This window comes from Bacillus sp. TE8-1 (assembly GCF_008368855.1).
GTDB classification, from domain to species: domain Bacteria; phylum Bacillota; class Bacilli; order Bacillales; family Bacillaceae_G; genus Bacillus_A; species Bacillus_A cereus.
In genome coordinates, this window is sequence record NZ_QPET01000016.1 from 104,497 (window position 1) to 129,453 (window position 24,957).

Genomic DNA, 24,957 nt, shown 5'->3' on the forward strand with positions numbered 1-24,957 from the left:
ATTACCATATACTTATTTTTGGGGGTAATTATGCAAAAAGCATTATAAAGTGAAACTTTAATCATTCCTCACCAATCGGGCTCTTACTGCCCGGCAAATAGCGGGATGAATTTCAAAAAGAATCTTACACACATCTTAGAATGATTCAAAACTGTATTATTAATTAAATTCAAAAGAAATGGGGCTAACTTTATGAGTGAAAAGATATTTAAAATAAACGGTATTGATATATGTACAGAAAGCTTCGGTAACTCTAATGATCCCGCTATTTTATTAATTATGGGAGCTACTTGTTCAATGATATATTGGGATGAAGAATTTTGTGAACAGTTGGCGAACACAGGAAAATTTGTTATTCGCTTTGATAATCGCGATGTTGGACGCTCTGTTACATATGAACCTGGCACTTCAAATTATTCAGTAACAGATATGGCTGAAGATGCAATCGGAGTATTAGACGCTTATCATATTGATAAAGCTCACCTATTTGGTATGTCATTAGGTGGTATGATTGCTCAAATTGCTGCTGTAAAACATCCCGAAAGAATTTTGACGCTGACTTTACTAGCGACTAGTGTAATAGGATCTGATGACAATACTCGCGATTTACCTCCAATGGATGAAAGGATTTTAACACATCATGTTAATGGCACAAGTATAGATTGGGCAAATAAAAATGATGTGGCAGAGTATTTAGTTTCAGGATCTCGTCTATTATGTGGATCAGAACGAATATTTGATGAAAATAGAGTTTATAAACAAGTAAAACAAGAAATAGAACGCGCAAACAATTTATTAAGTATGTTTAATCACGCTTTACTTCAAGGTGATGATGCATATGAAGGTGTACTTCAATCGATACAAGCACCTACATTAGTTATTCACGGAACAGACGATACAGCACTACCATTTGAACATGGCCTCGCACTAATTGATGAAATTCCAAACTCAGTACTATTAACCCTTAAAGGGGCAGGCCATGAAAACCATCCAGATGACTGGGAAAGCATAATTAACGCTGTTTCTAAACATACATCTAAAATTTAGATAAATAACTAATGGAAGGGGGCACAAATTGTGCCCCCTTCTAGTTACAAACAAAAACCCATCACTGTATTCGTATGTATAGTGATGGGGACTTTTTATATTTTTCTATGTTTAAAAAAATGGACAATCTAATTGATCAACAGATTCCCATAATTTTTTTTTTGCATTTTCGGTGGATGTATTTGTGTCTAGTGTCATGTTTTTAAAAGGGTTTACTTCGACTTTTAATAAGGATGAAGGCTCCACATATAATGAGAAAACATGGCTGCTTGGTAAAGCTTTTGAAACGTCAATATCTCCAACTTGTTTAAATAGTTGCTGCGCAGCAAAAAAGAAGAAATTAGTTGGATTTGATTGTTTATTCAGCCACGCAAGCATTTCAGGTGATACCGATTTATGAATATTGATTTTTACTCGATCACCACGTTTATATCGCCTAGATCGCATACTTCCACCAACTAACTTATCGTTAAGTTTGTAAATCCTAACTCTTTTTGCTTATGCTCTCTATATTTTGGCGAACAAGTATAGACTAATAATCCTCGTGCATTTGTAAATAACGGATTATCTACAAAGATTACATTTTTGAGTCGTCCTTTTTGCTTTAAAATCATTTTTAAACTGTTTTTAATAATTACTGCACCCCCGCCATAAATAAACACGTATGGATCGTCTTTCATATCATCAATTTTATTTATAATATCTGTTGCAACACGTGCTGCTAAACCTAATAGCGCTGGCTGTGATTCCTCAACTAATAAGGTATTTCTCGGATGCTTATCATTTAAATAAATTTGATTGAATTCTGTAATACTATCAATCGTTTTAGTTGGATACTTCCGGTTCCATCTCGTAATGATTTGTAGTAACGTCTCTTTTACACCATAAGATAAACCTTTACTTAGTTGCGGACGGAAATTCACCCCTAATGAAACGACTTCTTCTGTCGTCCCTGCACCAATATCAAAAGAGAGTAGAGTTTTATCTACAAAATCAATTTCAGAAACTTGATTTTGCTCACATTCTATTTTATGTTTCACAACATTTCCTTCTTCATCGTATACAATGCCCCACGTACCAGAAGCGCCCTCAGGCAGGCATTTACAATACTCAATTGAAACATTAATTGTCACATCGCGTCCGTTCGGATAATGGAAAATAACCTTATGATTTCCCATATAACGTTTTGCATTTTCAGCAGCTATTTCTTGTGTAATAAGCTGCATAGGAAGAGCGACAGATAAATCATAACGAATATTAATATGGCTAGAAGTTGGACTTTGACGCATAGCGCTTACCGCCAAACCTGATAGTATTGTAATAACCATTAACTCATCCGTTGACTTATTCGATTTCTTCTCTACCTCAGTACCTTTTAATTGATCTTGAATAACTTTTTCTCCAACGATGTATCGTACATTATTTAGCATTAACGATGGCGAACTTATAGTCACATCAATGTGGTTTTCTAATTCAGATAATGAAACATCTACCTCATCTAAGAGTCCTGTAGGCTCACCTATATATAAAGAATAAATACTCGGAATAAAAATAGGGTCTTGCCCTTTCACCATTAACTTCAAACCGTTGTTTCCTGCATCTGCACCAGCTTTTAAAAGTATAGACATAACTACCCCCTAAATTAATCTGACATCCCTTCCAAATATATGCGAGCCCATTCTTTTACATTCAAATGTATTGTAATTTTTTATTTATCATAAAACCAAAATATTGCATACTTACATATTTCGTGTAAAAAGTATTTGACATGATACTTTTCCAATTTTATACTTATATTTGTAAAAAGTTTTTTACAATCGAGGGGGCAATTATTTATTGAATACTAAAAAAACTATTTTTATAATCATTGTTTTAGCATTAATTGCAATACTAGTACATGGCACATATAAATACATAACTGAAGGTTCTATTTTAGGTGGTACGATTTTTGCTATTTCGTTAATACTTAGTAATTTAATTAATCACATTACTTGGGGAGATCCCCACGGTGTGTCAGAAGAAAGTCAAGATGAGATGGGACAACAAATTACATATAAAAGCTTTAAAATTGCGTATTTTGTGCTTGTAGTTGTAATGTTCCTTTTATTAATCTTCTCCGAAGGATTTTCTATGGGGGCTAATTTAGATGGAGTAAAAAACCTCCCCCTGTTCATCGCAATTTGCTCTTCATTCTTTATTTATCCTATTGTCGAACTCATAGTTGCAAAACAATATAAGTAAAAAGATGAGGTTTTCTACATGTAGAAAACCTCATCTTTTTATATTTACATACTCTCTACAATTGCTTTTAATTTATTCACAGTCCGCCAATTCCTAACTGTAGCTGGTGTATGTGACTTCTGAAACTGGTTCATTAATTTAGAATTTCGAATGCTATTTTTGAAAAATAAATAAACGACCTTCTCATCTATATAGCAATCTTCAAGTTCACTTTTAAATGTAAGCAATTGACTACTCTCTTCTTCAGAAAGTACATTAGCTAAAAAAGCAATATGAACACTTTCTCCTTCTAACAATGAATGAACTTCATATGGACATTGTTTAATAATATTTATAAATTCATCATGTGTTCTTAGCATGACTGGAACATCGAAATCAAATTCTTTTTTTATTTCAGATTGTATTCGGTCCTTTAGAAAGTTTATACCTTCCTCAGATTCGAACACAATATTACCACTTTGTATATATGTTTTCACTTGTTTTAACCCTATTGATTCAAACACTCGTTTTAAATCAGCCATTTTGATTACTTTATGGCCACCGACATTGATTCCTCTTAGTAATGCAATATAAAGTGTCATATTATCCCCCCCACAGTAAAATGAACTTATCGATTGAATCGGTTTTCCCACTCATATTTCTCGGATATTTGTTTTAATTCTTCTAACATATCATGAATAGATAATACCTCAAATAAAATAATAGATTCACTTGAAAAATGGTGATGATAATGATTTGGTTTATAATCTTTTAAATCATTTTTATAACTCCAAAATTGCTTGTCTAATTCAGCAATAAGTTTGAAATGTTCCTCATCAATTTCATTACAACGGTTTCTCAATATAGCAATTATAGAATGAATTGTTCGTTGTAATATTTCTCTTTCACTTTGTGACCAGTCACAAGTCTCAATTGATACCCGAGCTAAATTATCTATATGGTAAATGATTTGCTGTAATATATGAAGTTGCTTCTGCATCGTTAAAAAGCTTCTCATTTCCTTCTTTGTATGTTGATGATATTTCCAATCTTTCTGCTCATATTGAACAAATTGTATCGCCTTATGCAATAATAAAGTCAATTTAGATAAATCCTGAGCAGTCTCCTTTTTCATACCTTTTCCTGCAACTAATGCAGTAATCCATTCTTCCATAATATTTGCTGTTTTAGCAAATAGATCCTCTGTACATCCAAAAATCATTTTCGTGTAGTGGGGTGGAAAAATGAAAAAATTCACTAAAGTAGATACTATAATACCAGTAGATGTAGTAGCTAAACGAATTAAAAATGCAGTAAAATAATGATTTGCCGTAATTGGAATCATTGCTACGGCAGTTAAAGTTGCGACTAAAGTTCCCGCATGTAAACTTAGTTTTTGACATGTAACGATCGTAAACATTGCAGCTAATGCATAAGAAATTGCTTGGTGGCCTAGGAAAAATGTGAAAGTCATGGCATATGCCGATCCAATTGTTGAGGCCGGAAAGCGAATAAGTCCTTTTTTTATTGAGTCTGTTGCAGTTGGTTCAATTGTAACAATTGCTGTTATTACAGCAAAAATAGTTGGGATGTTAAAAAAATCACAAACTAACACTGTAAGAAAAACTGCAATCCCAGTTTTAATCACTCTTCCTCCAACGATATTCCATTTTCTATCTTGATTCATTTTTTATATCCTTCATTCCTGTTTCATTTTATATACATATATTATATATTGTTAAAATAAAAAAACCTACTACTTGAATATTCAAGAGTAAGTTTTCTATCTCATTATTTTATTATAGGTAAATGCATTATTATTTGTTGGCCAATTGGTCCCATTCTTCTAAAACCTTTATCTTGGAAACCAACTTTTGCATATAAATTTTGTGCAGGAATATTTCTTTCATTCACAGCAAGTATAACTTCATTTTTTATTGGAAAATAACGTTTTACAAACTCTTCTAATAATAACAATGACTTTTTAGCGAATCCTTTTCTTTGTCTATTGTGATTAATAGAAAATGACGTTAAAAGTAAAGCATCCTCATTATCTGTGAACTCCTTTACTCTATCTCCCGTTTCCAATGCGAAAAGACCCACCGGTACCCCATTGTGATCTAAAATAACAATCACATTTTTTGTATGATCACTTTTTGCTTTCTCCAGTAATGCGCTTGGATCTGATGTAAACTGAACTTGTTCACTTGGTAAAGTAAATGTTTGTATAACTTCTTTATATTTCTCCTTATACGGAGCTAATTGAATTTCCCCTGTGTGTATGTTCATGCTAAACTCTCCCATTTTTTAGCTTATTAACTTATACCTTGCTGTGCTTTTGAATGCACTCTTCCATCTAAAAAGGTAATTTCAACAAATGAATTTGGATCGTTCCCTTTCCAAGCAAAAATTTGTTTAATTTGTGTAGAATGCTCTACCCCTTCTTCTATAAGTAAATCTCCTTCAAAACCAATTAAATCTTTCACTTCTGTATAAGTCATTCCTTCATTTATACTCGAGAAATGATTTATATTGATAGACTCTTTCTGTTGCCTTTCCATCACAGTAGAAGAAGTTGCTGTTTGGTTTTTCACTTCTTTTCTCTGTTCACACGCTGTCATACTGAAACCTAAGCATAAACTAAACAATATACATGCGCTTTTTTTCATCATAACAGTTGTCCCTCCCATGATAATTAAACCATATATTCCCTTAAAAATAAACTGAATATTTAATATTATATTTAAAAACCTCGTACAATTAAGTACGAGGCTAATTTCATTTATTCAAATGATTATTTGATTGATCATCCTGTTCTTTTCTTAACTCTTGTTCTTCATCTTTTGGTAATTGTTTATCATTATCTTTAATTGGATTCGTTTCTCTATTTTCTATCATATCATTTGGAACTTGTGGCATTACTCGGCCCACAATAGCGGCTAATTCATCTAGTATACCTTCACCTGTTTTTCCTTTTTTAATTTGCTTTCCGATTTGTTTGAGGCGTTCATACGTATCAACATCTGCTACAACGACTGCATTAGCACCGTCAGGGTCATTTTTTAAACTTTCTGCAACAGAGTATTTAATTGATTCAACTCGAGTTCGATCAAGTTTTGCTTTTACATCAATACCTACAATAGCATATTTTCCAACAACGACCGCTGTTGCATCATTCACACCTGGCACACTTGCTGCTAAAGATGCTAAATGATCTGCTGCTTTTTCATTTGGCTTATTTGATTTATTCGTATAATTAACATTTTTCATTGAAACATTTTTTTGTTCCGGCTTTTCGTTTGGATTGTCTTTTTTTCCAATACTGCATCCAGTTATAACGAAACAAAGCATCAATATATATATTAGAGTTTTCATTATTTTCACCACTTCACTATTAAGGTTTAATCATAAATTTTTTCAACAGCTTGCATTTTCTTTACCTTTTCCTCGGCCCCGCTATTAGCATTAATGAATATTTGGTACGTATCTTTTCCTAAAGTGCCTACAAATTCATAGCAAAGTACTTCATTATGCAAATCATTGACTACTAAAGCTTTACGTTCTTCCATAACTTTTACATCCGGATTGATTTTCTTTCTTGCTTCTGCTGCAGTTAGCTTTGCCGATGGAACTGTTCGCTTTTGATGTGACGCTAAGTATTCTTTTGCGGAGAACCCAACGATAGAACCATCATCTAAAGCAATTTTCATTTGGATTGCTTCTGGATAAATTCGTACTCCATTTTCATTTACTACATACGTAAATACACCAACATTATCATATTGAGAGCTATCATAAAGCTCCATATTATTAAACTTATGGTCCTTTAAAAATTTCAAACCTTTACTACCTGCATCGTTTAAACTAACTTTCTGTTCTTTAATTTCGCGGTTATTCATAACCCAAATTGGATATCCGCCTTTTCCGGTAATATCCATATAGAACTCATTGTTCGTTGCTTCATCTTTAATTTTCACACTATAGAAGGATTCTTTCGCACCTTTTCCGCTTTTCTCAACATCTACTTTTTCATTTCCTTTTAAATTCAAAAACGATTTGGCAATTTTCGCCGCTTCATCTTTAGAAATTGCCTTTCCTTCCGCTTCAAATCCACCTTTTTTATTTTTTTGCGCACTTGTAAAGGTCGGTCCGAAGTTTGTAGAAGAATATGATGTTACGTTTTTCTCTACAGTTTTCAATCCATCAATAATTGTGTTATCTGCTGGATCGCGATTTGATGCAAGTGCCATTTCTACATCCATCCAGCGTAAATTATTTTTCAAAACAAGATGTTGTACTTTTCTTAGTTCATCTTGTATATTTCCTGCATTTGAATATAAAGTTTGCAACGTTTTATATTCTTGCTCATTTAACGGTTCTTTTTCTAAATCACGAATGGCTGCACGGTAACTAAAATCACCGATATTCGCTAAAAATTCTTCCGTTTTATTAAATGGCATTAATGTTAAAGGAAGTTGCCCTACATCCGAGCGAGCTTCAGATGTTAAACGCCATACATCCGCTAATGCAGGTGATAAAGATGATCGTGAATTCATCGCAAGTGTTGTGCCAATTTTATCGTGTAATAAATCGACTTCGTATGCTAAATCATGGAATGCACGTTGATAGCTATTTTCCGCTCGAATTAAAACTGCATTTTTCTCTTGGTGCTCTTTATAGCCCCAATAGCCTGTTCCTACTACACCGACTGTTAATAATACAATGATAATACCTCGTAACATTGTCCCACCTCCGCTCTATTTACAGAAAATATGTTTACCGATTTTTTTAATTTGTGGACGAGTCCAAATCCATTTACTAGTCGCAGTATCTGGATTGAAATAATATAAAGCATTTCCTGTTGGATCCCATCCGTTAATCGCATCTAAAACTGCTTTTTTTGCTGTTTCATTTGGCGTTAAATATATTTGTCCATCGGCTACCGCTGTAAATGCTCTAGGTTCAAAGATTACACCTGAAACAGTATTTGGGAATGACGCACTTGTAACACGATTCAAAATAACGGCAGCTACTGCAACTTGTCCTAAATATGGTTCACCGCGTGATTCTCCGTATACTGCGTTTGCCATAAGCTGAATATCATTTTGAGAATAACCGTTCGGAACATTTGTCCCTTTATTTTGAGGTGGTTTATTCTCTTGTGCAGTTCCGCCGCTATTTCCTTTATTTGTTGTCGTCCCTTTATTAGCAGTTGACTTGTCATACTTCGTTGCCTTCACGAGCATTTGCTTCGTTTTAGCTCCAGCTAAACCATCAACGGGTAATCCGAATTTCTCTTGAAAATTCCGAAGTGCCCAATATGTACCCCATCCGAAAACACCATCCACTTTTCCCGTATAAAACCCGTTATATTTCAAACGAGATTGCAGTTCAATGACATCTTCGCCAGATGCTCCTCTTTGAATAACTTGATTAGAAAAAGCTTCTACATTCTTTAGTTGTATACTACTGACCATTAAAGACAGTCCTATGAACGCAAGTAAAACTGCTATTTTAAAAATAGCTTTTTGGCGCATAATTTTCCCTCCTTAATTACGGAAATGATTTCTTGGTTATGTTTTGTAAAAGCCTCGCTTTTATGTAAAGAAGACAAAAAAATCCAAACTAATATCGTTGAAAAAATATGTAAACAATATAAAAAAAGAATAAAAGGAGTTCATCATGAAGAAATCTTTAAAACACGTCGCACTCGTCATTCTGTTCCTAACAACATGTTCAAATATATATACAGGCTCATCAATTGTTCATGCGCAGCCACCGTATGCCAAATGGGGTAAACTTGCCGTAGAAAAGACGAAAGAACAATACCCAAAAGCAGAAATTATTGACTATCTTCATATAGGTAGAAAACCAAAAACAGTTCAAATAACTGTTGAAAAATTTAAATTGTGGTTACGTGAGAACGGAAAAGAATACGGTGTTTTTGTTGATGTAGAATTTGAAACGAAGACGGAGAAATTTATAAAGTTGTCGTTTCAGAAGACGAGTAGATAAAATGAAAGAAACCCGGCTATTTAAATTCATAACAGCCGGGTTTCTTTCATTTCTAAAATTTTTTTCTAAAATATCGATTCCCTAAAAATCTTACCAATATACAAATAGTGCCAATTACAACTGCTATCCCTATACTGTATAAAAGTACTCTACCATATCCACCAATTCTCGGATCTAAAAACGGATAAGGATACCAATTCACGATTGGACCACGAATTAAGCTATATACAACGTAAAAAAACGGGAATAAGAGCCAACTTGAAGCTTGTTTCCAAGTGATTTTCTTATTTGGTGGATTTAATATCCAATCTAAAAGCATAGCAATTGGCATGATATAATGTAACACAGTATTTACCCATGGTATTGCCGTTTGAAGTGATTCTTCTAACCCTCTTAATAATAAAAAATAAATGAGTCCAGTCGTAAGTATGTATACCGTTGCTGCACCACGAAGTATACTAAACTGTTCTGAGCGACCAAATGTAGCTGTTCCGATACTACTTAAAAGGAGAATACATGCAACTAAAATGTTACTTTCGATAGTGAAGAAACTAAAAAAGTTAACTGGGTTGAACGGTTTCACTTGTGCCCGTATTATAAATTGCGTAATGATTGTACTAAATGCTAGAAGGCTTAAACATAGTCTAAATAAAGATAAAATTTTTTCATCTTTCATACATTCCCTCCTTTTCTTATATATAATTAGAATTTCCCTGTACATGCTCAATAAATAATTTTAACGGAACGAGCCCACGTTTTGGCATATGACTACTTATAATAGATACTACTTCTAATTGAGGAATGATAACGATGTATTGTCCGCCGTATCCCATAGCGAAATATATACAATACGGTATGTGAAATCTTTCGTTATGTAATACCCACCAGTGATATCCATATGCGCCCACATGTTCATATGTTTCAAATTGCGCCCTACTTGACTCTTCTAACCATTTCGCTGATACAATTTCTTTTTCATTCCAATATCCATTTTGCAAACATAATTTTCCTAATTTTAATAAATCGGTAGATTTCATTTTCATACCGAAGCCACCTACATATATACCCTGCGGATCTTGTTGCCACTCGTATTCGTTAATTTTTAATGGATCAAATAAATATTTCTTTGCAAACCGCTCTGTCGACATTCCAGTAGCTTTTTGAATAATATAGCTCAGTAAATGAGAAGAACCTGAATTATAATTCATTTTTGTAGCAGGTTCTTCAATTATTGGCTTCTCTAATATGTACTGTACCCAGTTCTCTGATTCTACAAAGTCATTTGGGAATACTACTCCATTCCCAAACTCTTTCCAGTCCTCACCAGTAGTCATTGTTAATAAGTGATATAGCGTTAAATCATGTTTTTCCCCAGGTACATTTTCAATCCACTCTGTAATTGATGTATGTATATCATTTATATAGCCCTTATCAATTGCAATACCAATTAATAAAGATACGATACTTTTTGTAATCGAATTTATTTTATATAAGTTATTTGCACATTCGGGTGTTTTATAATACTCAGTTGTTAATTCCCCTTTTTGATAAACAAGAAATGTATTCACTTTTTTCTTTTCGAATTTATTTTCTAGTTGCTTGAAATCCAAAAACTTTACCTCCATTTAAATAGTTACTCCATTTATTATATCTTGTTCCTTCATTTTAAACATAATTGTGCTCAAGTAAAAATAAACCTGTCAGCCATAATGAACTGACAGGTTTATTTTTATAATTTTGTACGAACATTCCAAAGCTCCGGGAAGAATTGTTGATCAAGTACTCGCTTTAAATAAGAAACACCGGAGGATCCACCTGTACCCATTTTATGTCCAATAATTCTTTCTACTGTTTTCATATGACGGAAACGCCATTGTTGTAGCCAGTCTTCAATATCAATCAATTTTTCAGCAAGCTGATATAAATTCCAATATTTTTTCACATCCGCATACACTTCCAACCATGCTGCTTCTACTGTTGCATCTTCTTCATAAGGCTGCGTAATATCACGGTTTAACACATCTTTATGAATAGGGAATCCTTCTTTTACTAATGCTTGAATCGCGACATCATATAGACTTGGTGCATGTAGCGCTTTATGAAGTCGTGCATGTAATTCTGGATCCTTTTCATAAATTTTTAATGCGTGTGGCGTTTTATAGCCAAGTGCATACTCAATCATACGATATTGATACGATTGAAAACCTGAAGCTTGACCGAGTGAATCACGAAACTCAATATATTCTGATGGTGTTAATGTCGCAAGAATATCCCAAGATTGAATAATTTGAGACTGAATTTTTGATACACGTGCTAACATTTTAAAAGCTGGTTGTAATTTATCTTGTTTAATAGATTCAATCGCCGCATTTAGCTCATGTAAAATGAGCTTCATCCAAAGCTCACTTGCTTGGTGAATAACGATAAATAACATTTCATCATGATGGTCCGATAATCTTTTTTGAGAAGATAGTAAACTATCTAATTGTAAATACTCCCCATACGTCATATTCTCTTTAAAATCCGTATGAATCCCTTTTTCCATAATTACTTTTTCATTTTCTTTCATATTAGCCAAACGCCCCTTTTATATGATTCTACTTATATTGGTCTAATAACGGCTCGAACTGGACTTCCATCTGCATCAGTTAATGCAAGTGGTAATGCAATAAGTTCATAATCACCGTCTGCTACATGATCTAGTACGACATTTTCTAAAATATGAATTCCATGTTTAAATAATTGATGATGCGCTGCTAATTCTTTATCATCTAGCGGATCAACTGATGGTACATCTACTCCGATTAAACGAATACCTTTCCCTGAAAGAAACGACGCTATGTCTGCACGTAAATGAGGGATCACCTCTGGAAATTCTTCAGCTTTTCCATGTGAAGATGTACGTAATAATAATCGTTCTACACCTTCTAAATGAAAGCTTTCTAATTCCTTTTTCCCGATGCTTTCAAGATTAGAAACGTCAATAATCCGTGCTGGGCCAACATAAACTTGAACATCTAAATCCAATACTTTCTTTCCATCATTATCAAAATGAAATGGTGCATCAATATGAGTGCCTGTATGAATACTCATCGTTAACTTTCCGACATTTACTGAGCCACTTTCTTCTTTTGACCATGAAACTTCATACGAGAACGGTGTGTCTCCTGGCCACGTTGCAATATTATTATTTAGCGGTTGTGAAATATCAATCCACTCTGATGTTTTCATATTTATGCCACAACCTCTCGCTTATTTTCAAACTGCTTATACTCTTCATTTTTCATAATTTTCTTTAATATTTGTACAGATTTCCACACTTCTTCGTATGTGTTATATAAAGCGACCGGCGCAAGTCTCACCCCATTTGGCGCTCTAAAATCTGGAATTACTCCATTTGCTTTTAGTGCTTTACATATACGTGCTGCTTCTGCATGCTCTAAATAAATGTGCCCGCCTCGTTTTTCATCCTCTAATGGATTTCCAATTGTAAATTCGAAATCTTTTAATTCATGTCCAATTAAATTCAGCATGTATCTCGTAATATGTAAAGATTTCTCACGTAAACGTTCAATACCAGCATCTTTGAAAATTTCAAGTGAACCAATTAATGGTGCTGTACTTAATACGTGCGGTGTACCAATTTGATAAGCACCTGCATGATCAGCAGCTGTTAATGTATGCTCCATATCAAACTGTTTATCTTTTCTAGAACTAAACCATCCAGACAATCCTGGCAGTCTATTAAAATGTTTACTATTTACATAAAGGCCTGCAACACTACCCGGTCCTGCATTTAAATATTTATAATTGCACCAAACAGCAAAATCGACATCCCAATCTTTGAAATGATGCGGAATAGATCCTATTGAATGGCATAAATCAAATCCAATGTGAATGCCGCGTTTATGAGCTTCCGTTGTTAAACGTTTCATATCAAGAATTTGACCACTTCTATATAAAACAGAAGGTAATAAAATTAAAGCGATATCATCTTCCATCGCATGGATAATATCTTCTTCAGAAAGTGTTCTACCATCTCGGCTTTTCACTCTTACTAAATGCTCCTCTGGATCTAATCCTTTTAAACGAATTTGACTTTGAAGTGCATAAATATCTGATGGGAAAGTTAATTCATCCGCAAGTATTTTTGTACGTATTCCTTTTGGTTCGTAAAACGTCGCAATAACTTGGTGTATATTTGTAGTTGTAGAACCGGTTACAATAGTTTCTTCCGGTAAAGCACCAATAAGAGGGGCTGTAAGTTTACCTAATTTCTCTGAAAGGAAAAACCACGGGTGCTCACCTTCTGTCCAGCCGTCAATGCCATACTCTTTCCACGAATCTAGCAACGTAAGTAATGATTTCTCTGCTCTTTTTGAAAGTAGCCCTAATGAGTTTCCATCTAAATATATAGTACCTTCTTTTTTATAGAATTCAGTTTGAAAATCTTTCAGTTCATCATGTTTATCACATCCAAGCGCATACTCATAAGTTGGTTGAAATGGTTCTTTATACATGGTGTCACCTTCTCTTAATTTTCTTTTTATTCTAACTAATTGAAATATATCACCTTAATTGATACAACGTCAATGATATTATGTCAGTTGACTTTATATATGAACTTCTTTTACAATACAGTTATATTTTCAGATATTTCAGTATAAAGAGGTGATTCTTTGAAAAACTCTACTCTTTCATCAAGAAAACACCGCTCCTTAGAAACGAAGAAGAAACTATTACACTCTGGTTACACTATTTTTATAAATAATGGATTTCAAAAAACGACAATTACACAAATTATTAAACATGCAGAAACTGGTTACGGAACAGCATATGTATACTTCAAAAACAAAGATGATCTCCTAATTAGTTTAATGGAAGATGTTATGAATCGTTTTTATAATATCGCTGAGCGCTCTTTTTCTCCACAAACAAAAGAGGAAGCACGTATAATGATCCAAAATCAAGTTAGAGCATTCCTGCAATTAGCAGATGAAGAACGCGCTATTTTGCAAGTTGTAGAGGAAGCGATAGGATTATCAAGAGAAATACGGCAAAAATGGGATGAGATTCGGGAACGTTTTATAACAAGTATTAAACAGGATATTACTCACTCTCAAGAAAGTGGATTAGCACAACCTAATTTAAATAAAGAGATTGTAGCACGCGGTTGGTTCGCGATGAATGAATCGTTTCTTTGGACTATTACGCAAAATGATAAAAAGATTAACTTAGAGGAAATTGTGTATACGTTAACGGAGATGTATACGACCGGGTTATATAAATAGCACACCTTCAATAAGTAAGGTGTGTTATTTTACATCTATAAAAATATATTATCTGGGTATGGTAGTGCTAAAATTCAGATTTTCGGTTATATCGATGGCATTCCGACTTCTATAAATGATAATGTTTTAAAACAATATTTCCAAGGTAAGAAAAGAGAACAAATCATTACATCTTCTGAACTTAATTATTGGATAACAGAAAGATTTTGTGTTGATAAAGAAATATATGAAAGAGCTATTGAGATTTTCAATGAAAAATCTTCAAACAGTAAAAGCGTTACTCATGAGATTGAGTAACGCTTTTACCTTAATATATTTTTAATATTAATCTTCTTTATGATAAGCAGCTTCTACACATTCTGCTAGACGCTCCATTTGTTCCATAGTTAAACCTCGTGATATCCAGCCTGTTAACTTATACATCATTTTATAATAAAAATTACTAGGTTCATATTCTGAAATTAATGTTAGTGCTGTACCTTCCTCATCTTCTTCTAACATATAAGTCATTGCTGAATATCCTTGCTTCATTTCACTACCAAGTGAAATAATATGCGGTGCATCGTATTCAAGGATTTCTACTTCAGCCTCGAATATTTTCTTACCGACTTTTTGAACAGTAATATATTTATCTCCTACACGTGGATTCTCTTTATCCATATTTGAAGGATAGCGATTTTCTATTATAAACGTATTCCATTCTTTTATTTTTTCATCTTCTATTATATAGTCACATACAATATCCATTGGTGCTTTTATTACTATTTCAATTGCAAAACTCATTATACTGCCCCTCTCAAATACCCTATCCATTTCTATTTAACTAAATCATTATGCCATATTTTATATAGTGAAATACAAGTGGAATTTTAACTTTTATTGCGAGAATGTTTTTCGTAATAAGAAAATCATGAATAAATAATTTAAATACTTATTCATGCAAAATGTTTTACTAACAATACAACAATTAAATATAACGCAACGAGTAGTCAAGCGATGCCCATACTTTTATTTTCTTTATTTTTAAAATTTTGCACTCCTAAACTAACTAACATAATCCCTATAAGCGTTTGTAAAATTAGCATACTCTGTTCCGAAACATCATTCCAACTATAAATGGAATACCTCATTACAATAATTGCAAGTACAATCGTTAAGATCCTATTCATATGAAAATCCTTCCTATAAAAAAAGAAGCCACTAAGTTTCCTTAGTGGTTTTATTAACAATTTATATTTAGTAAAATTACTTTTTATGAGTTTGATATAAGTCAATAGAATTTCCTGGCCAATATAACTATGTATGTTAGCACACTTTTTCTTTATTCAGTCTACTTACAATTCCAACTATAAATTTATATTCAATCCTCTTCTTCTTAATCTTTTTAAATCCTTCTTTCGTATCAAAAATTAAACACGTTTTCCGAAACCACATTCGTACATATAGTGACTCAAAATAAATAGGTTTTATAATTCCTCGTTCTTCAAATTCAGTTCCATCTTTATTTTCGGTTTCTGTTCGAACGAACCACCTATTTCCGAAGCCAATTTCAATATACTTCACATAAGTCCCCCTTCTGGGAATTATTTTCTAACAATTCTATTATTTCCCCGGTAAGCGCACATTCCGACAGAACATGAGCCCACAAAGAAAAAGTAGATTACAAAAATCTACTTTATAGCTTATATTTCTGCATTCGTTTATAAAATGTACTTCGAGGAACATTTAACAGTTTTGCGGCTAACGAAACATTTCCGTTCGTCTTTTCTAACGCTTCAATCATGCTATCACGCTGTATTTTTTCGCGAAAATTCAATGTATGTTCTGTTTTATTTTCAACTTGTAACTCAAGTTGTTGTTGATTTCCCGTCATTGTTTGTATCAAAAAAGCGACTTGCTTTTCGCATATTTCCCGTCCTTGCGACAAAATGTAAATACGTTCTAATACATTTACTAGTTCCCGAATATTTCCGGGCCATGTATGTTGTAAAAATTGATTGTATATACTCTTTGGAAATACAACATTCCAATTCTTCCGTTCACAAAAGTGTTGTATAAAATATGGGATATCCTCTTTTCTTTCTATTAACGATGGAACATATAACGGATAAACGTGCAAACGATAATATAAATCTTGACGGAATTTCCCTTCTTCTACTAACCGTAGTAAATCTTTATGTGTGGCAGTAATAATACGAATATTTACTGGTACCTCTTTTGAACTTCCTATTGGAGTTATTGTGCGTTCTTGTAAAACACGCAATAAGGCTACTTGCATCTCTGGTGGTACTTCGCCAATTTCATCTAAAAACAGTGTTCCTCCATTCGCTTGTTCAAATTTCCCTTTATATCCTTGACGTCGCGCACCTGTAAACGCACCTTCAGCATAACCAAACAATTCACTTTCCATTAATTCTTTAGGCAAAGAACCGCAGTTAACAGCTATAAAGGGTCCGTCTTTTCTTGGACTATTTTCATGAATCGCTCTCGCGACATATTCCTTTCCTACTCCTGTCTCACCACATACATACACACTAGCATCAGTCGGTGAAACAAGCTTAATTTCTTCTAGTGTGTGTTGAAATGCTTTACTTGTTCCGGTAACTCCTGGAAAAGTAATTCCTTTTATAAATGTGAAAGCAGAATATGTATTCATTTGTTTGTTTTCCTTTAAATACATACATTTCCCGATCATTCTTTCATTACTATATACCGGTATCTCTAATTTAGTTTCCAATCCATGGTGCACTAAATCTTCAAGTTTCATTCTTGACCAATTAGTTACTCGTTCCCGAACGCTCTTACTCGCAGAAACGATAACATCACGATGATTACAAATAACTACTTGTTCATCACTATCAATGACATCTAAAAAACGATGGATTAAGTGTAATTCATTTTGATGAACTCTTATGCTACATTCACGTTCAATCGCATGTGCAATTGAAGTTACCATACCGAGCATATATGGATGCGAAAATTCAATTGGACAGGAGAAATCTAGAATACCAATTAATTTCCCGTCATCGTTATGAATGGGAGCAGCCGCACAACTCCAGCTATGAGATACCACGGAGTAATGTTCAGTACCGCTTATCATAATAGCTTCTTCAATTTCTAGCGCTGTTCCTATTGCGTTTGTCCCCACAGCTGCTTCCGTCCATTTTACACCTTCAATAAAATTAATATGTTTCGCTCGCTTTAACGTTTGTTTATTTCCACTTAAGGATAGGACATAACCATCTGGATCGATTAATAATGCCATCATTTGTAGTTCATCAATGGTTTTTCTCATATTTTGTATTTGGGGTAATGCTATATCAAGGAAAATTTCACTCTTTTTCTTTTGTTCTCGAAAAATATTAGAAGACAAAACTTTCTGACCTTTATTCATATGAGGATTAACATTAGCCTGTTTACATCGATGCCACGATTCTGAAATTCTTTGATTTATGCGATTTGAATCAAGAACACCTTCATTAACAAACTTTTTCCATGTATGTAAGTAAAACGGTGAAGCTAACATTGTATCATCTCCCTTTTAATTGTTTTGGAGATTTATAAAACATACTTTTATTATAAAACTGAATAAAAGCGTTTTCAATACAACTAGCAATACGACACAAATATGTTAATAATTTGAATATCCTAATGCCCTTCTTTATTCTTTTTTAGTAGCACTATATTTTGTATAATGGACGCAAAGAAAATACATAACCAAAACCACTTTTGTGGATTACCATTTATAAAGAAAACAATCACGGCTATTGCAAATAAAATAGTGGATGCTAAACTAAAATATAATTTTGTTTTAATTTCTATTATCCCTCACCCCTCTGTTACTTTACAGTACATACTAACTCTTCATTTTTCATCTCTACTATGTACTCCTGTAAAACATATTCTTTCCCGCCATAGTTTTCATACCATTCATGTATTCCTTTAATATGCCTCTCGTCACTTCTAATTTTCGATTCTATTTCATTATACTGTTCATAACTATCATATTCCCATATGGCAAATACTTCAGACGTACCATTCTTATTATCTTTCATCCAGCGTCCTATTAGCCTAGAACCATGCTTTAATTGATTAGGTAAGTTCGTATTATTGAAATGATCATTAAATACTTCTATAAATTCATTTTTCACTACATAGTACTTCCTTCTGTAAAACATACTTCTTCACCTCTTTCATGAAAAGTATTAGTAAATCTTCCCATCACTACCGTATTATAATACTTTCCATCCGATAGTCTTTTGTCATTTTTCAAAATGCCTTCTACTTCAAAACCTAATTTTTTATAAAGATGAATAGCTTTCTCGTTTGTCTCTAATACTTGTAAAGATATTTTATTCACTGCATTTTCGTCAGCCCATTTAATAGATTGTTGTAATAGGCTCTTCCCCATTCTATATCCCCAAAACTCTTTTAAAATGCAAACGCCAAACTCCACTTTATGAGATAATCTCTTAAAATTTGATCCTTCACATCTTGAAAATCCAACGATTCGATTGTGCACTTCTGCAACTAAAAAGAGATTCTTAGTCTCTTCACTATCTGTTTTTATTATTTTTTGAAATCCTAGATTATCTATAAATCCCTCTCCAGCATCTCTATCCATATTTTCAGTTTCTCCATCAATCTGAACTCTAATTTTCGATAACTGCTCAGCATCTTTCTCAGCTGCAGAACGAATTGTATAAGTTAATCCATTTATATAAAACTCTTGCTCTTTTACAATCATGTCAAACTCCTTTCAAATGAATATAATGGCGCTATTACAACTTGTTTACCTTGTTTCTCAAAGTCCTGAACAGTTTCTTTACTAGCCTCTTCGTCAGTTATAATAATGTCAATTTCTTTTAGAGACTCTCCTCTTATAAAACAATCTATTCCAAGTTTATTATGCGGAACTAAACAAATATTTCTTCTAGCAATTTCACTTACTCTTTTACTAAAATAAGCAACTTCAGGTGTTGCAGTACTAATACCTTGTAATGAAATGCCTCCACCTGTAGAGAAATAAAGATCAATAGAAAATCTACTTATCAATTCAGAGGCAAGTGTATCAGTAATATTCCCTGAAGGTTTTACTTTTCCGCCAATTAAATACGTATCAATATTCTTATATTCTCGTAGATAACCAGCTATTTCTATAGAATTCGTAATAACCGTAAATGATACTTCTGGTAAATATTTCAGCATCGCATTATGAACGGAAGCCCCACCAATAAAAATTGAATCACCTTCTTGTATATAAGATACCGCAACTCTTGCAATTGTGTCCTCATATATTGAGCTATCACTATAACGTTTAGCTGGTTCCGCAGCTAAATTTCTCACTCGCGTAAGTTCAATTGCACCTCCGTGCGTTCTTTTTAATAAACCATCCTTTTCCATAATAGACAAATCTCTTCTTATAGAATCAATAGACATATCAAATCTTTCCGCAAGATCCTTTGCGATTACTCTTCCATCTGTATTAAGTAGTTCTAAAATTTTCTCTCGACGTTCTTCAGTAAACATGTTATCACCACCGTTATTGAAGATTCAGAAACTTAAACTTTATTTTAATTATATGCATGCCTCTTCCGTTTTACAATATTTTCAATTCTTATTTATTCCGTTTTATACAGTCTTCTCCCTCTTTCTATCCTGTTAACTTGACAACCATATATATATATATATATCTGTATATTACGCAAAAATACTTCCATTCACCTTCCTATTGATGTAAAACTATTCCTATATTTTACTTTTTAACACAGAAAGGGATTACTATGAAATCATTAATCAAAACGACATGTACAGCATTATTATTTACTGGAATATTGACAGGATGTAATAACAATACTACATCAAAACAAGAAAAGAGCGCTCTCGAAAAGAATGCAATGCACTATGGAGAAATAGTTAAAAACGAATACTATAGAGCGACAGTTGAGAATGCAAAGTTTGAAAAAATAGACAAAGAGCGGCGCCTTACTACTCGTGTTATGATTAATAATGTTCGAGACGATGGACAAACTATTGATCTTTCGGAAATAAAATATTTCATACAAGATGAAAAAACTGGTCAGAAATATGAAGGTGAAGCTCATCCGATAGATGACGAGCACTATAAAAATGTTCCACACGAATTCTCTTTAACTACTGACATTGTGTTTGAACTGAAAACTTCACCAAAAGATTTAAATAATATGTATTTATACATAGATAGCAAAGCAGCCCCGTTAACAGATACATATTGGAAGCTTTCTATTTAGATACATTTAACTTTCATTAACACTTATAATAATTTTCTAATAACAACTTGAATAACATCAGCTAAGCCAGTGTGCCCTTTCTCTTCAATTCGCTCTTGTTCGCCATTAAAGAAATGAATTACCTTATGTTCTTCACACCAAGTAAGGATATCAATTGGATCATACAGCATATCAACATCTTTTGGTCCACCAGTACCATAGTTTATTTGTTTTTTTGAGTAAACTTCAAACATAATTAAACCACCAGGCTTTATCGTTTGTATCATTTTACCTAATATCATTTTTTTATAATCATCATGAAAATGTCCAAATACCATAATTGCTGCATCATATTCATTTTCTGGCAAACTATCAGCTAATAAATCTACTTTTTTTGTATGCACGTTTACGTTATGCTTCTCTGCCAATTTTTTTGTCTTCTCTAATCCATCTTCCGAATAATCAATAGCTGTTACTTCGTTCCCTTGTCTTGCTAGAAATACAGCATTTCTACCTTCTCCCTCCGCGAAAGCTATTACTTTATCGTGATTTGCTAAACGAAATGCTTGTTCTTTAATAAATGTATTAGGTTCTTCCCCGTAAAAATATTCATCTGATTTATATCGATCATTCCAAAATTTAGTCATCATCTTCTCTCCTTCTTCATATCATTTTCTAACTACAATTAAAGATATCAAAGAGTCTTTTTATCCTTAATTAATTTAAAAATAAAAGCAGATTAAAAATCCACTTTTATTTTTTTCGCAAGATCTACGATTTTTTGATTTCGTAACTCTTCTTCCATTTTCTCTTCTGCTGCAAGCATTACTTCATTAATTAAACATCCAGGTTTGTCATGTAAACAACATTCAAACAATGATGTTTTACCTTCAATTGCATGTATAATGTCTAAAAATGAAATATCTTCCCAATTCTTACTAAGCGAGTAACCGCCCTTTGGACCAGATGATGAATGTATCATCCCTTCCTTCGTCAACTTAGTTAGTATTTTAGACAAGTACGTTGGTGAAACATTTTGCATTTCTGCTAATTGGTGAACACTAACTAACTTATTTGGTGTAGCCTTTGCCAGAAAAAGCATTGTATGAAGAGCATAATTTGTAGCTTTAGAATATTTCATAGTACAGCCCCTATTGTAGACTTCATGTATCTACAATAACTTTATTTTTTTATTATGTCAAACGTTTGTAATGCTCCATAAAAAATTATTTCTTCACAAGTAATACATCTGTCGCACAAATCGTCACTTCTCTAAATGGACAGTCGAATAAAACACCTAGTTCAAAACCATCTTCAGTAAGAGCTATTTCATGATATAACCACCAAGCATTTTCAAAGTTTTCCGGCATAGAACACTTTGTTACTCCTATAAAGGTTACTTCAAATTTATCAAATTCACTAAAAGTACCACTGCAATCTAATACGATAGACAAAGTATCTTCTGACTTTCTCTTTACTACTTTAATTACACTGTCGTGTAATGATGTCTTGTGTAACTGAACGACATTTGACGGAAGTTTTTTCTCAATGGAATTAAAATATTCTACGTATGATTGATCTAATTGTGCCACTCTTTTCTCATAATCTGTTGACCACTTTCGCATACGTTTTTTCAGTTCACCTGATGGGTATTCTGAATTAGTTGTGATGTTTTGTATAATTGAGTATATCGATTCAGGAAGGAACTTTAATAAATCTATTTTCCTTTTCTCAATTTCCTCCTTTAAACTTTCTATATCCATTTCCGACCATTCTTTTATAGAATCTATAAAACTTACAAATTCTAAAACTTGCATTTCTTTATACCAATCTCTTGTAAAATATTTCAATGACACCTCTCCTAAAACATCTTTACATCCAGTAAAAACAATATATCCACTTATTATATCATTCCAATAACCATTCTTTCTAAAGAAAAAATGTAAAACTGTAAATATTCCGCCTATTATTTCTAAAACTTCAGAATATTTACAAAAGTATAAAAATAGAATACATTTTATCTGTACAAGATTCACCTGTACAAAAATTCAAACAAAAAGGGATGGTTATATGTTGAAGAAATTAGTAGCAGGGACATTAGTAGCGGGTTTTGCACTAACTGGAGGACTAGGTGCGGTAAGTGCTGAAGAAAAAAGTAACACAATTAAGTCATTTGATTATTTAAAAGTGGATGAACAAAATGTTAATTCATTTGCAAAATTAAGTGAGCAGGATAAGAAAGATATCCAAATTACTATGGTATTACCAGAGCAAAATGAAAATGGAGATTGGCTAGCTTATGGTTTTACTAGCCGTGAAACATTAGATGCGTATATTGAAAAGGATAAAAAAGCAATTAAAAATAAAATTAATCCTTTAGGTAGCGGTGCTGGTAGTACTGATTTTTATGAACATAAAGATAAAGGTGGACAATATATTTACTGGAGTAGCGGCTTTAAAAACTTACCATCTAGCTGGAATGACAGAATTTCTTCTGTAAGTACAGCGTCACCTTCTGCAAGTTATTCAACTACACTTTGGGAGCACACTTCAACACAAGGATATGGAAAAGGCGTTTTATTTAAACATGCTGATTGGTACGGTAAAACTGCTAATTTAGCTGCTGATTGGAACGATATTACTTCAGCGATTGAAATTAAATAGTAATAAGATATTTAATTTCTTCTATAAAAATTCAAACCACTATTCTCTCTTTCATTTAGAGAATAGTGGTTTATCATATTTCTATTTAAGCATGTACAGCATGTCCTACTGCTTGCATTAACGCTTCATGAATCGCCTCAGATAAAGTTGGATGTGCTGCAATATAATCTCTCATTATATCAGCGGTAACTTCTGTATGAATCATTACGGTTCCTTGACCAATAAGTTCAGTTGCATAAGGACCGATAATAGAAATCCCTACAATTTCTTGGTATTTAGGTTCTACAATGACTTTTACTTTCCCTACTTGTTCTCCTAAAATAAGAGCTTTTCCGTTCGCTGTAAAAGGAAATTCTCCGATGAGAATATCACCATATTGTTCTCTTGCACCTTTTTCACTTAACCCGACACTAGCTATTTCTGGAGCTGTGTATATACAACGGGGCACAGCGTGATAATTTACTTTCACGTCTTCTCCGCTTGCGTGTAATGCTGCTGTCGTTCCTTCATGGAAGGCAACGTGAGCAAGCTGAATTCCACCGATTACATCACCAGCTGCGTAAATATGCGATACGTTCGTTTGCATATGTTCATTCACAGAAATCCCTTTATTTGAAAACTGAACCCCTGCCTTTTCTAATCCTAATTGTTGCACTCGTGGTTTTCTTCCTACAGAAACAAGAACAAATTCTGGAGTTACTTCGTGAGTAATTCCCTCGTACTCAAATGAAGCTTGCTTCTTATAGTTATTTAATCCTTTTAAAACTGCTCCCGTAAAAATTTTCACACCATCTTTTTCTAATTTCTCTCTTAAAATATTCGCGATATCTTCATCTTCACCAGGTAGTAATTGCGGTGCCATTTCAACTATCGATACTTTTGTGCCAAGTCTACTATAAATACTTGCAAACTCACATCCTATTACACCACCGCCAACGATTAACAATGAAGATGGTACACTCTCAAGAGACATGGCATGGCTACTATTTAAAATCCATTTTCCATCGAACGGAGCGAATGGTAATTCTGTAGGTTCGGAACCAGATGCGATAATAAAGCTCTCTCCATCAACTACTTCTTCTTTATTTCCTTGTACAACTCGCACACGATGATCCGTTTCGAATTTCGCTTTTCCTTTTACAACTTTAATTTTATTTTTCTTCATTAAATATTGTATTCCTTGGACGAGTTGCATTACGATTTGTGATTTTCTCGCCTGTATTTGATCCCAATCAATTGATATACTTCCTGTATTAAGCGTAACTCCATAATCATTCGCTTTTCTCACAATGTCATGTATTTCAGCACTTTCTAACAGTGATTTCGTAGGCATACAACCAACATTTAAACACGTTCCGCCAAGTTCAGCTTCATCAATAAGAGTGACACCTTTGCCATTTTGAGCTGCGGTAATTGCCGCTACATATCCAGCTGGTCCGCCTCCAATTACAACTAGTTTACTCATTCTCTCA

31 protein-coding genes and 1 pseudogene are annotated in these 24,957 nt (G+C 33.3%); 7 read left to right on the top strand and 25 right to left on the bottom strand.

Translation table 11 applies throughout. The features are described 5' to 3' along the window. Window positions 1–192: 192 nt before the first annotated feature. Window positions 193–1,047, top strand: coding sequence for a BCA family alpha/beta fold macrolide esterase (gene mle / locus DN404_RS17300; protein WP_001290782.1), 855 nt, complete (start codon window positions 193–195; stop codon window positions 1,045–1,047). Window positions 1,048–1,158: 111 nt separating this feature from the next. Here mle and DN404_RS17305 read toward each other — a convergent pair whose 3' ends face one another. Further along, window positions 1,159–1,494 (bottom strand): hypothetical protein, encoded by a 336-nt coding sequence (locus tag DN404_RS17305; protein ID WP_001257760.1) that lies wholly within the window; start codon window positions 1,492–1,494, stop codon window positions 1,159–1,161. An 11-nt stretch (window positions 1,495–1,505) separates the two neighbouring features. Continuing rightward, complete coding sequence (locus DN404_RS17310; RefSeq protein ID WP_000025622.1) at window positions 1,506–2,675, bottom strand: ParM/StbA family protein; 1,170 nt, start codon at window positions 2,673–2,675, stop codon at window positions 1,506–1,508. A gap of 208 nt (window positions 2,676–2,883) precedes the next feature. Between DN404_RS17310 and DN404_RS17315 the strand changes: the two genes are divergently transcribed. Next, window positions 2,884–3,288 (top strand): hypothetical protein, encoded by a 405-nt coding sequence (locus DN404_RS17315; RefSeq protein WP_001093141.1) that lies wholly within the window; start codon window positions 2,884–2,886, stop codon window positions 3,286–3,288. A 44-nt stretch (window positions 3,289–3,332) separates the two neighbouring features. Here DN404_RS17315 and DN404_RS17320 read toward each other — a convergent pair whose 3' ends face one another. From DN404_RS17320 to sleB, 7 genes are all read right to left on the bottom strand, one after another. Beyond that, window positions 3,333–3,869 carry a DUF1697 domain-containing protein gene (locus DN404_RS17320; RefSeq protein ID WP_016122631.1) on the bottom strand — a complete coding sequence of 179 codons (537 nt, stop codon included), beginning with the start codon at window positions 3,867–3,869 and terminating at the stop codon, window positions 3,333–3,335. Between the two features lie 26 nt (window positions 3,870–3,895). Further along, window positions 3,896–4,954, bottom strand: a complete 1,059-nt coding sequence (locus DN404_RS17325) for an aromatic acid exporter family protein (RefSeq protein WP_149215284.1) — start codon at window positions 4,952–4,954, stop codon at window positions 3,896–3,898. Between the two features lie 104 nt (window positions 4,955–5,058). After that, complete coding sequence (locus tag DN404_RS17330) at window positions 5,059–5,571, bottom strand: GNAT family N-acetyltransferase (protein ID WP_149215285.1); 513 nt, start codon at window positions 5,569–5,571, stop codon at window positions 5,059–5,061. 11 nt (window positions 5,572–5,582) lie between these two features. After that, window positions 5,583–5,939, bottom strand: coding sequence for a hypothetical protein (locus tag DN404_RS17335; RefSeq protein ID WP_000976446.1), 357 nt, complete (start codon window positions 5,937–5,939; stop codon window positions 5,583–5,585). Window positions 5,940–6,045: 106 nt separating this feature from the next. Next, the gene (locus DN404_RS17340; RefSeq protein WP_000854053.1) at window positions 6,046–6,642 is read right to left on the bottom strand and encodes a YhcN/YlaJ family sporulation lipoprotein; all 597 of its coding nucleotides are present in this window, start codon (window positions 6,640–6,642) and stop codon (window positions 6,046–6,048) included. Between the two features lie 26 nt (window positions 6,643–6,668). After that, window positions 6,669–8,009 (bottom strand): germination protein YpeB, encoded by a 1,341-nt coding sequence (gene ypeB / locus DN404_RS17345; RefSeq protein WP_000943727.1) that lies wholly within the window; start codon window positions 8,007–8,009, stop codon window positions 6,669–6,671. A gap of 15 nt (window positions 8,010–8,024) precedes the next feature. Then, entirely contained in the window at window positions 8,025–8,804 is a 780-nt protein-coding gene (gene sleB / locus DN404_RS17350) for a spore cortex-lytic enzyme (RefSeq protein ID WP_001249053.1), read from the bottom strand. A gap of 145 nt (window positions 8,805–8,949) precedes the next feature. Here sleB and DN404_RS17360 point away from each other — a divergent pair, with 145 nt between their 5' ends. Further along, complete coding sequence (locus tag DN404_RS17360) at window positions 8,950–9,282, top strand: DUF3889 domain-containing protein (protein ID WP_000749106.1); 333 nt, start codon at window positions 8,950–8,952, stop codon at window positions 9,280–9,282. A 52-nt stretch (window positions 9,283–9,334) separates the two neighbouring features. Here DN404_RS17360 and DN404_RS17365 read toward each other — a convergent pair whose 3' ends face one another. The 5 genes from DN404_RS17365 to kynU form a co-directional block, all read right to left on the bottom strand. Then, window positions 9,335–9,958 carry a Pr6Pr family membrane protein gene (locus DN404_RS17365; protein ID WP_149215286.1) on the bottom strand — a complete coding sequence of 208 codons (624 nt, stop codon included), beginning with the start codon at window positions 9,956–9,958 and terminating at the stop codon, window positions 9,335–9,337. Window positions 9,959–9,974: 16 nt separating this feature from the next. Further along, window positions 9,975–10,892 carry a serine hydrolase domain-containing protein gene (locus DN404_RS17370; RefSeq protein ID WP_000346253.1) on the bottom strand — a complete coding sequence of 306 codons (918 nt, stop codon included), beginning with the start codon at window positions 10,890–10,892 and terminating at the stop codon, window positions 9,975–9,977. A gap of 119 nt (window positions 10,893–11,011) precedes the next feature. Further along, window positions 11,012–11,851 (bottom strand): tryptophan 2,3-dioxygenase, encoded by an 840-nt coding sequence (gene kynA, locus DN404_RS17375; protein WP_000661957.1) that lies wholly within the window; start codon window positions 11,849–11,851, stop codon window positions 11,012–11,014. A 32-nt stretch (window positions 11,852–11,883) separates the two neighbouring features. Then, complete coding sequence (gene kynB / locus DN404_RS17380; RefSeq protein WP_149215287.1) at window positions 11,884–12,513, bottom strand: arylformamidase; 630 nt, start codon at window positions 12,511–12,513, stop codon at window positions 11,884–11,886. 2 nt (window positions 12,514–12,515) lie between these two features. Further along, window positions 12,516–13,802, bottom strand: coding sequence for a kynureninase (gene kynU, locus DN404_RS17385; protein ID WP_149215288.1), 1,287 nt, complete (start codon window positions 13,800–13,802; stop codon window positions 12,516–12,518). 159 nt (window positions 13,803–13,961) lie between these two features. On the opposite strand from kynU, the gene DN404_RS17390 reads away from it, so the two are divergent. Together DN404_RS17390 and DN404_RS17395 are read left to right on the top strand one after the other, a co-directional pair. Continuing rightward, on the top strand, window positions 13,962–14,573 hold the full coding sequence (locus DN404_RS17390) for a TetR/AcrR family transcriptional regulator (RefSeq protein ID WP_049108036.1): 612 nt from the start codon (window positions 13,962–13,964) through the stop codon (window positions 14,571–14,573). A gap of 69 nt (window positions 14,574–14,642) precedes the next feature. Then, a pseudogene (locus DN404_RS17395) lies at window positions 14,643–14,870 on the top strand (hypothetical protein); the annotation flags it as partial. Between the two features lie 27 nt (window positions 14,871–14,897). Here the strand turns inward: DN404_RS17395 and DN404_RS17400 are convergent. The 7 genes from DN404_RS17400 to DN404_RS17430 form a co-directional block, all read right to left on the bottom strand. Further along, entirely contained in the window at window positions 14,898–15,356 is a 459-nt protein-coding gene (locus tag DN404_RS17400; RefSeq protein WP_000006415.1) for an SRPBCC family protein, read from the bottom strand. 206 nt (window positions 15,357–15,562) lie between these two features. Beyond that, window positions 15,563–15,742, bottom strand: a complete 180-nt coding sequence (locus tag DN404_RS17405; RefSeq protein ID WP_001079917.1) for a DUF3953 domain-containing protein — start codon at window positions 15,740–15,742, stop codon at window positions 15,563–15,565. 136 nt (window positions 15,743–15,878) lie between these two features. Next, a complete protein-coding gene (locus tag DN404_RS17410) occupies window positions 15,879–16,136 on the bottom strand; it encodes a DUF3977 family protein (RefSeq protein WP_000873828.1) in 258 nt (85 codons plus the stop codon). Between the two features lie 112 nt (window positions 16,137–16,248). Beyond that, the gene (locus DN404_RS17415) at window positions 16,249–18,099 is read right to left on the bottom strand and encodes a sigma-54-dependent Fis family transcriptional regulator (RefSeq protein WP_000881435.1); all 1,851 of its coding nucleotides are present in this window, start codon (window positions 18,097–18,099) and stop codon (window positions 16,249–16,251) included. 313 nt (window positions 18,100–18,412) lie between these two features. Next, window positions 18,413–18,751, bottom strand: a complete 339-nt coding sequence (locus DN404_RS17420; RefSeq protein WP_149215289.1) for an NIPSNAP family protein — start codon at window positions 18,749–18,751, stop codon at window positions 18,413–18,415. Beyond that, a complete protein-coding gene (locus DN404_RS17425) occupies window positions 18,724–19,320 on the bottom strand; it encodes a GNAT family N-acetyltransferase (RefSeq protein WP_000635684.1) in 597 nt (198 codons plus the stop codon). Before DN404_RS17425 ends, DN404_RS17420 begins: the two co-directional genes overlap by 28 nt. Continuing rightward, on the bottom strand, window positions 19,317–20,102 hold the full coding sequence (locus DN404_RS17430; RefSeq protein WP_006924315.1) for a DeoR/GlpR family DNA-binding transcription regulator: 786 nt from the start codon (window positions 20,100–20,102) through the stop codon (window positions 19,317–19,319). The genes DN404_RS17425 and DN404_RS17430 overlap by 4 nt, the downstream gene beginning before the upstream one ends. Window positions 20,103–20,356: 254 nt before the next feature. Between DN404_RS17430 and DN404_RS17435 the strand changes: the two genes are divergently transcribed. Beyond that, entirely contained in the window at window positions 20,357–20,842 is a 486-nt protein-coding gene (locus tag DN404_RS17435) for a hypothetical protein (RefSeq protein WP_149215290.1), read from the top strand. Between the two features lie 23 nt (window positions 20,843–20,865). On the opposite strand, the gene DN404_RS17440 is transcribed toward DN404_RS17435, so the two are convergent. From DN404_RS17440 to DN404_RS17450, 3 genes are all read right to left on the bottom strand, one after another. Next, a complete protein-coding gene (locus DN404_RS17440; RefSeq protein ID WP_149215291.1) occupies window positions 20,866–21,471 on the bottom strand; it encodes a class I SAM-dependent methyltransferase in 606 nt (201 codons plus the stop codon). 89 nt (window positions 21,472–21,560) lie between these two features. Further along, window positions 21,561–21,962, bottom strand: coding sequence for an Rrf2 family transcriptional regulator (locus DN404_RS17445; RefSeq protein WP_000877650.1), 402 nt, complete (start codon window positions 21,960–21,962; stop codon window positions 21,561–21,563). A gap of 85 nt (window positions 21,963–22,047) precedes the next feature. After that, complete coding sequence (locus tag DN404_RS17450; RefSeq protein WP_025687592.1) at window positions 22,048–22,671, bottom strand: DUF4085 domain-containing protein; 624 nt, start codon at window positions 22,669–22,671, stop codon at window positions 22,048–22,050. 220 nt (window positions 22,672–22,891) lie between these two features. On the opposite strand from DN404_RS17450, the gene DN404_RS17455 reads away from it, so the two are divergent. Then, window positions 22,892–23,485 (top strand): hypothetical protein, encoded by a 594-nt coding sequence (locus DN404_RS17455; RefSeq protein WP_000914443.1) that lies wholly within the window; start codon window positions 22,892–22,894, stop codon window positions 23,483–23,485. An 85-nt stretch (window positions 23,486–23,570) separates the two neighbouring features. Here DN404_RS17455 and lpdA read toward each other — a convergent pair whose 3' ends face one another. Continuing rightward, window positions 23,571–24,950: a dihydrolipoyl dehydrogenase gene (gene lpdA / locus DN404_RS17460; protein WP_000041216.1), complete on the bottom strand. Its 1,380-nt coding sequence runs from the start codon at window positions 24,948–24,950 to the stop codon at window positions 23,571–23,573. Window positions 24,951–24,957 lie beyond the last annotated feature (7 nt).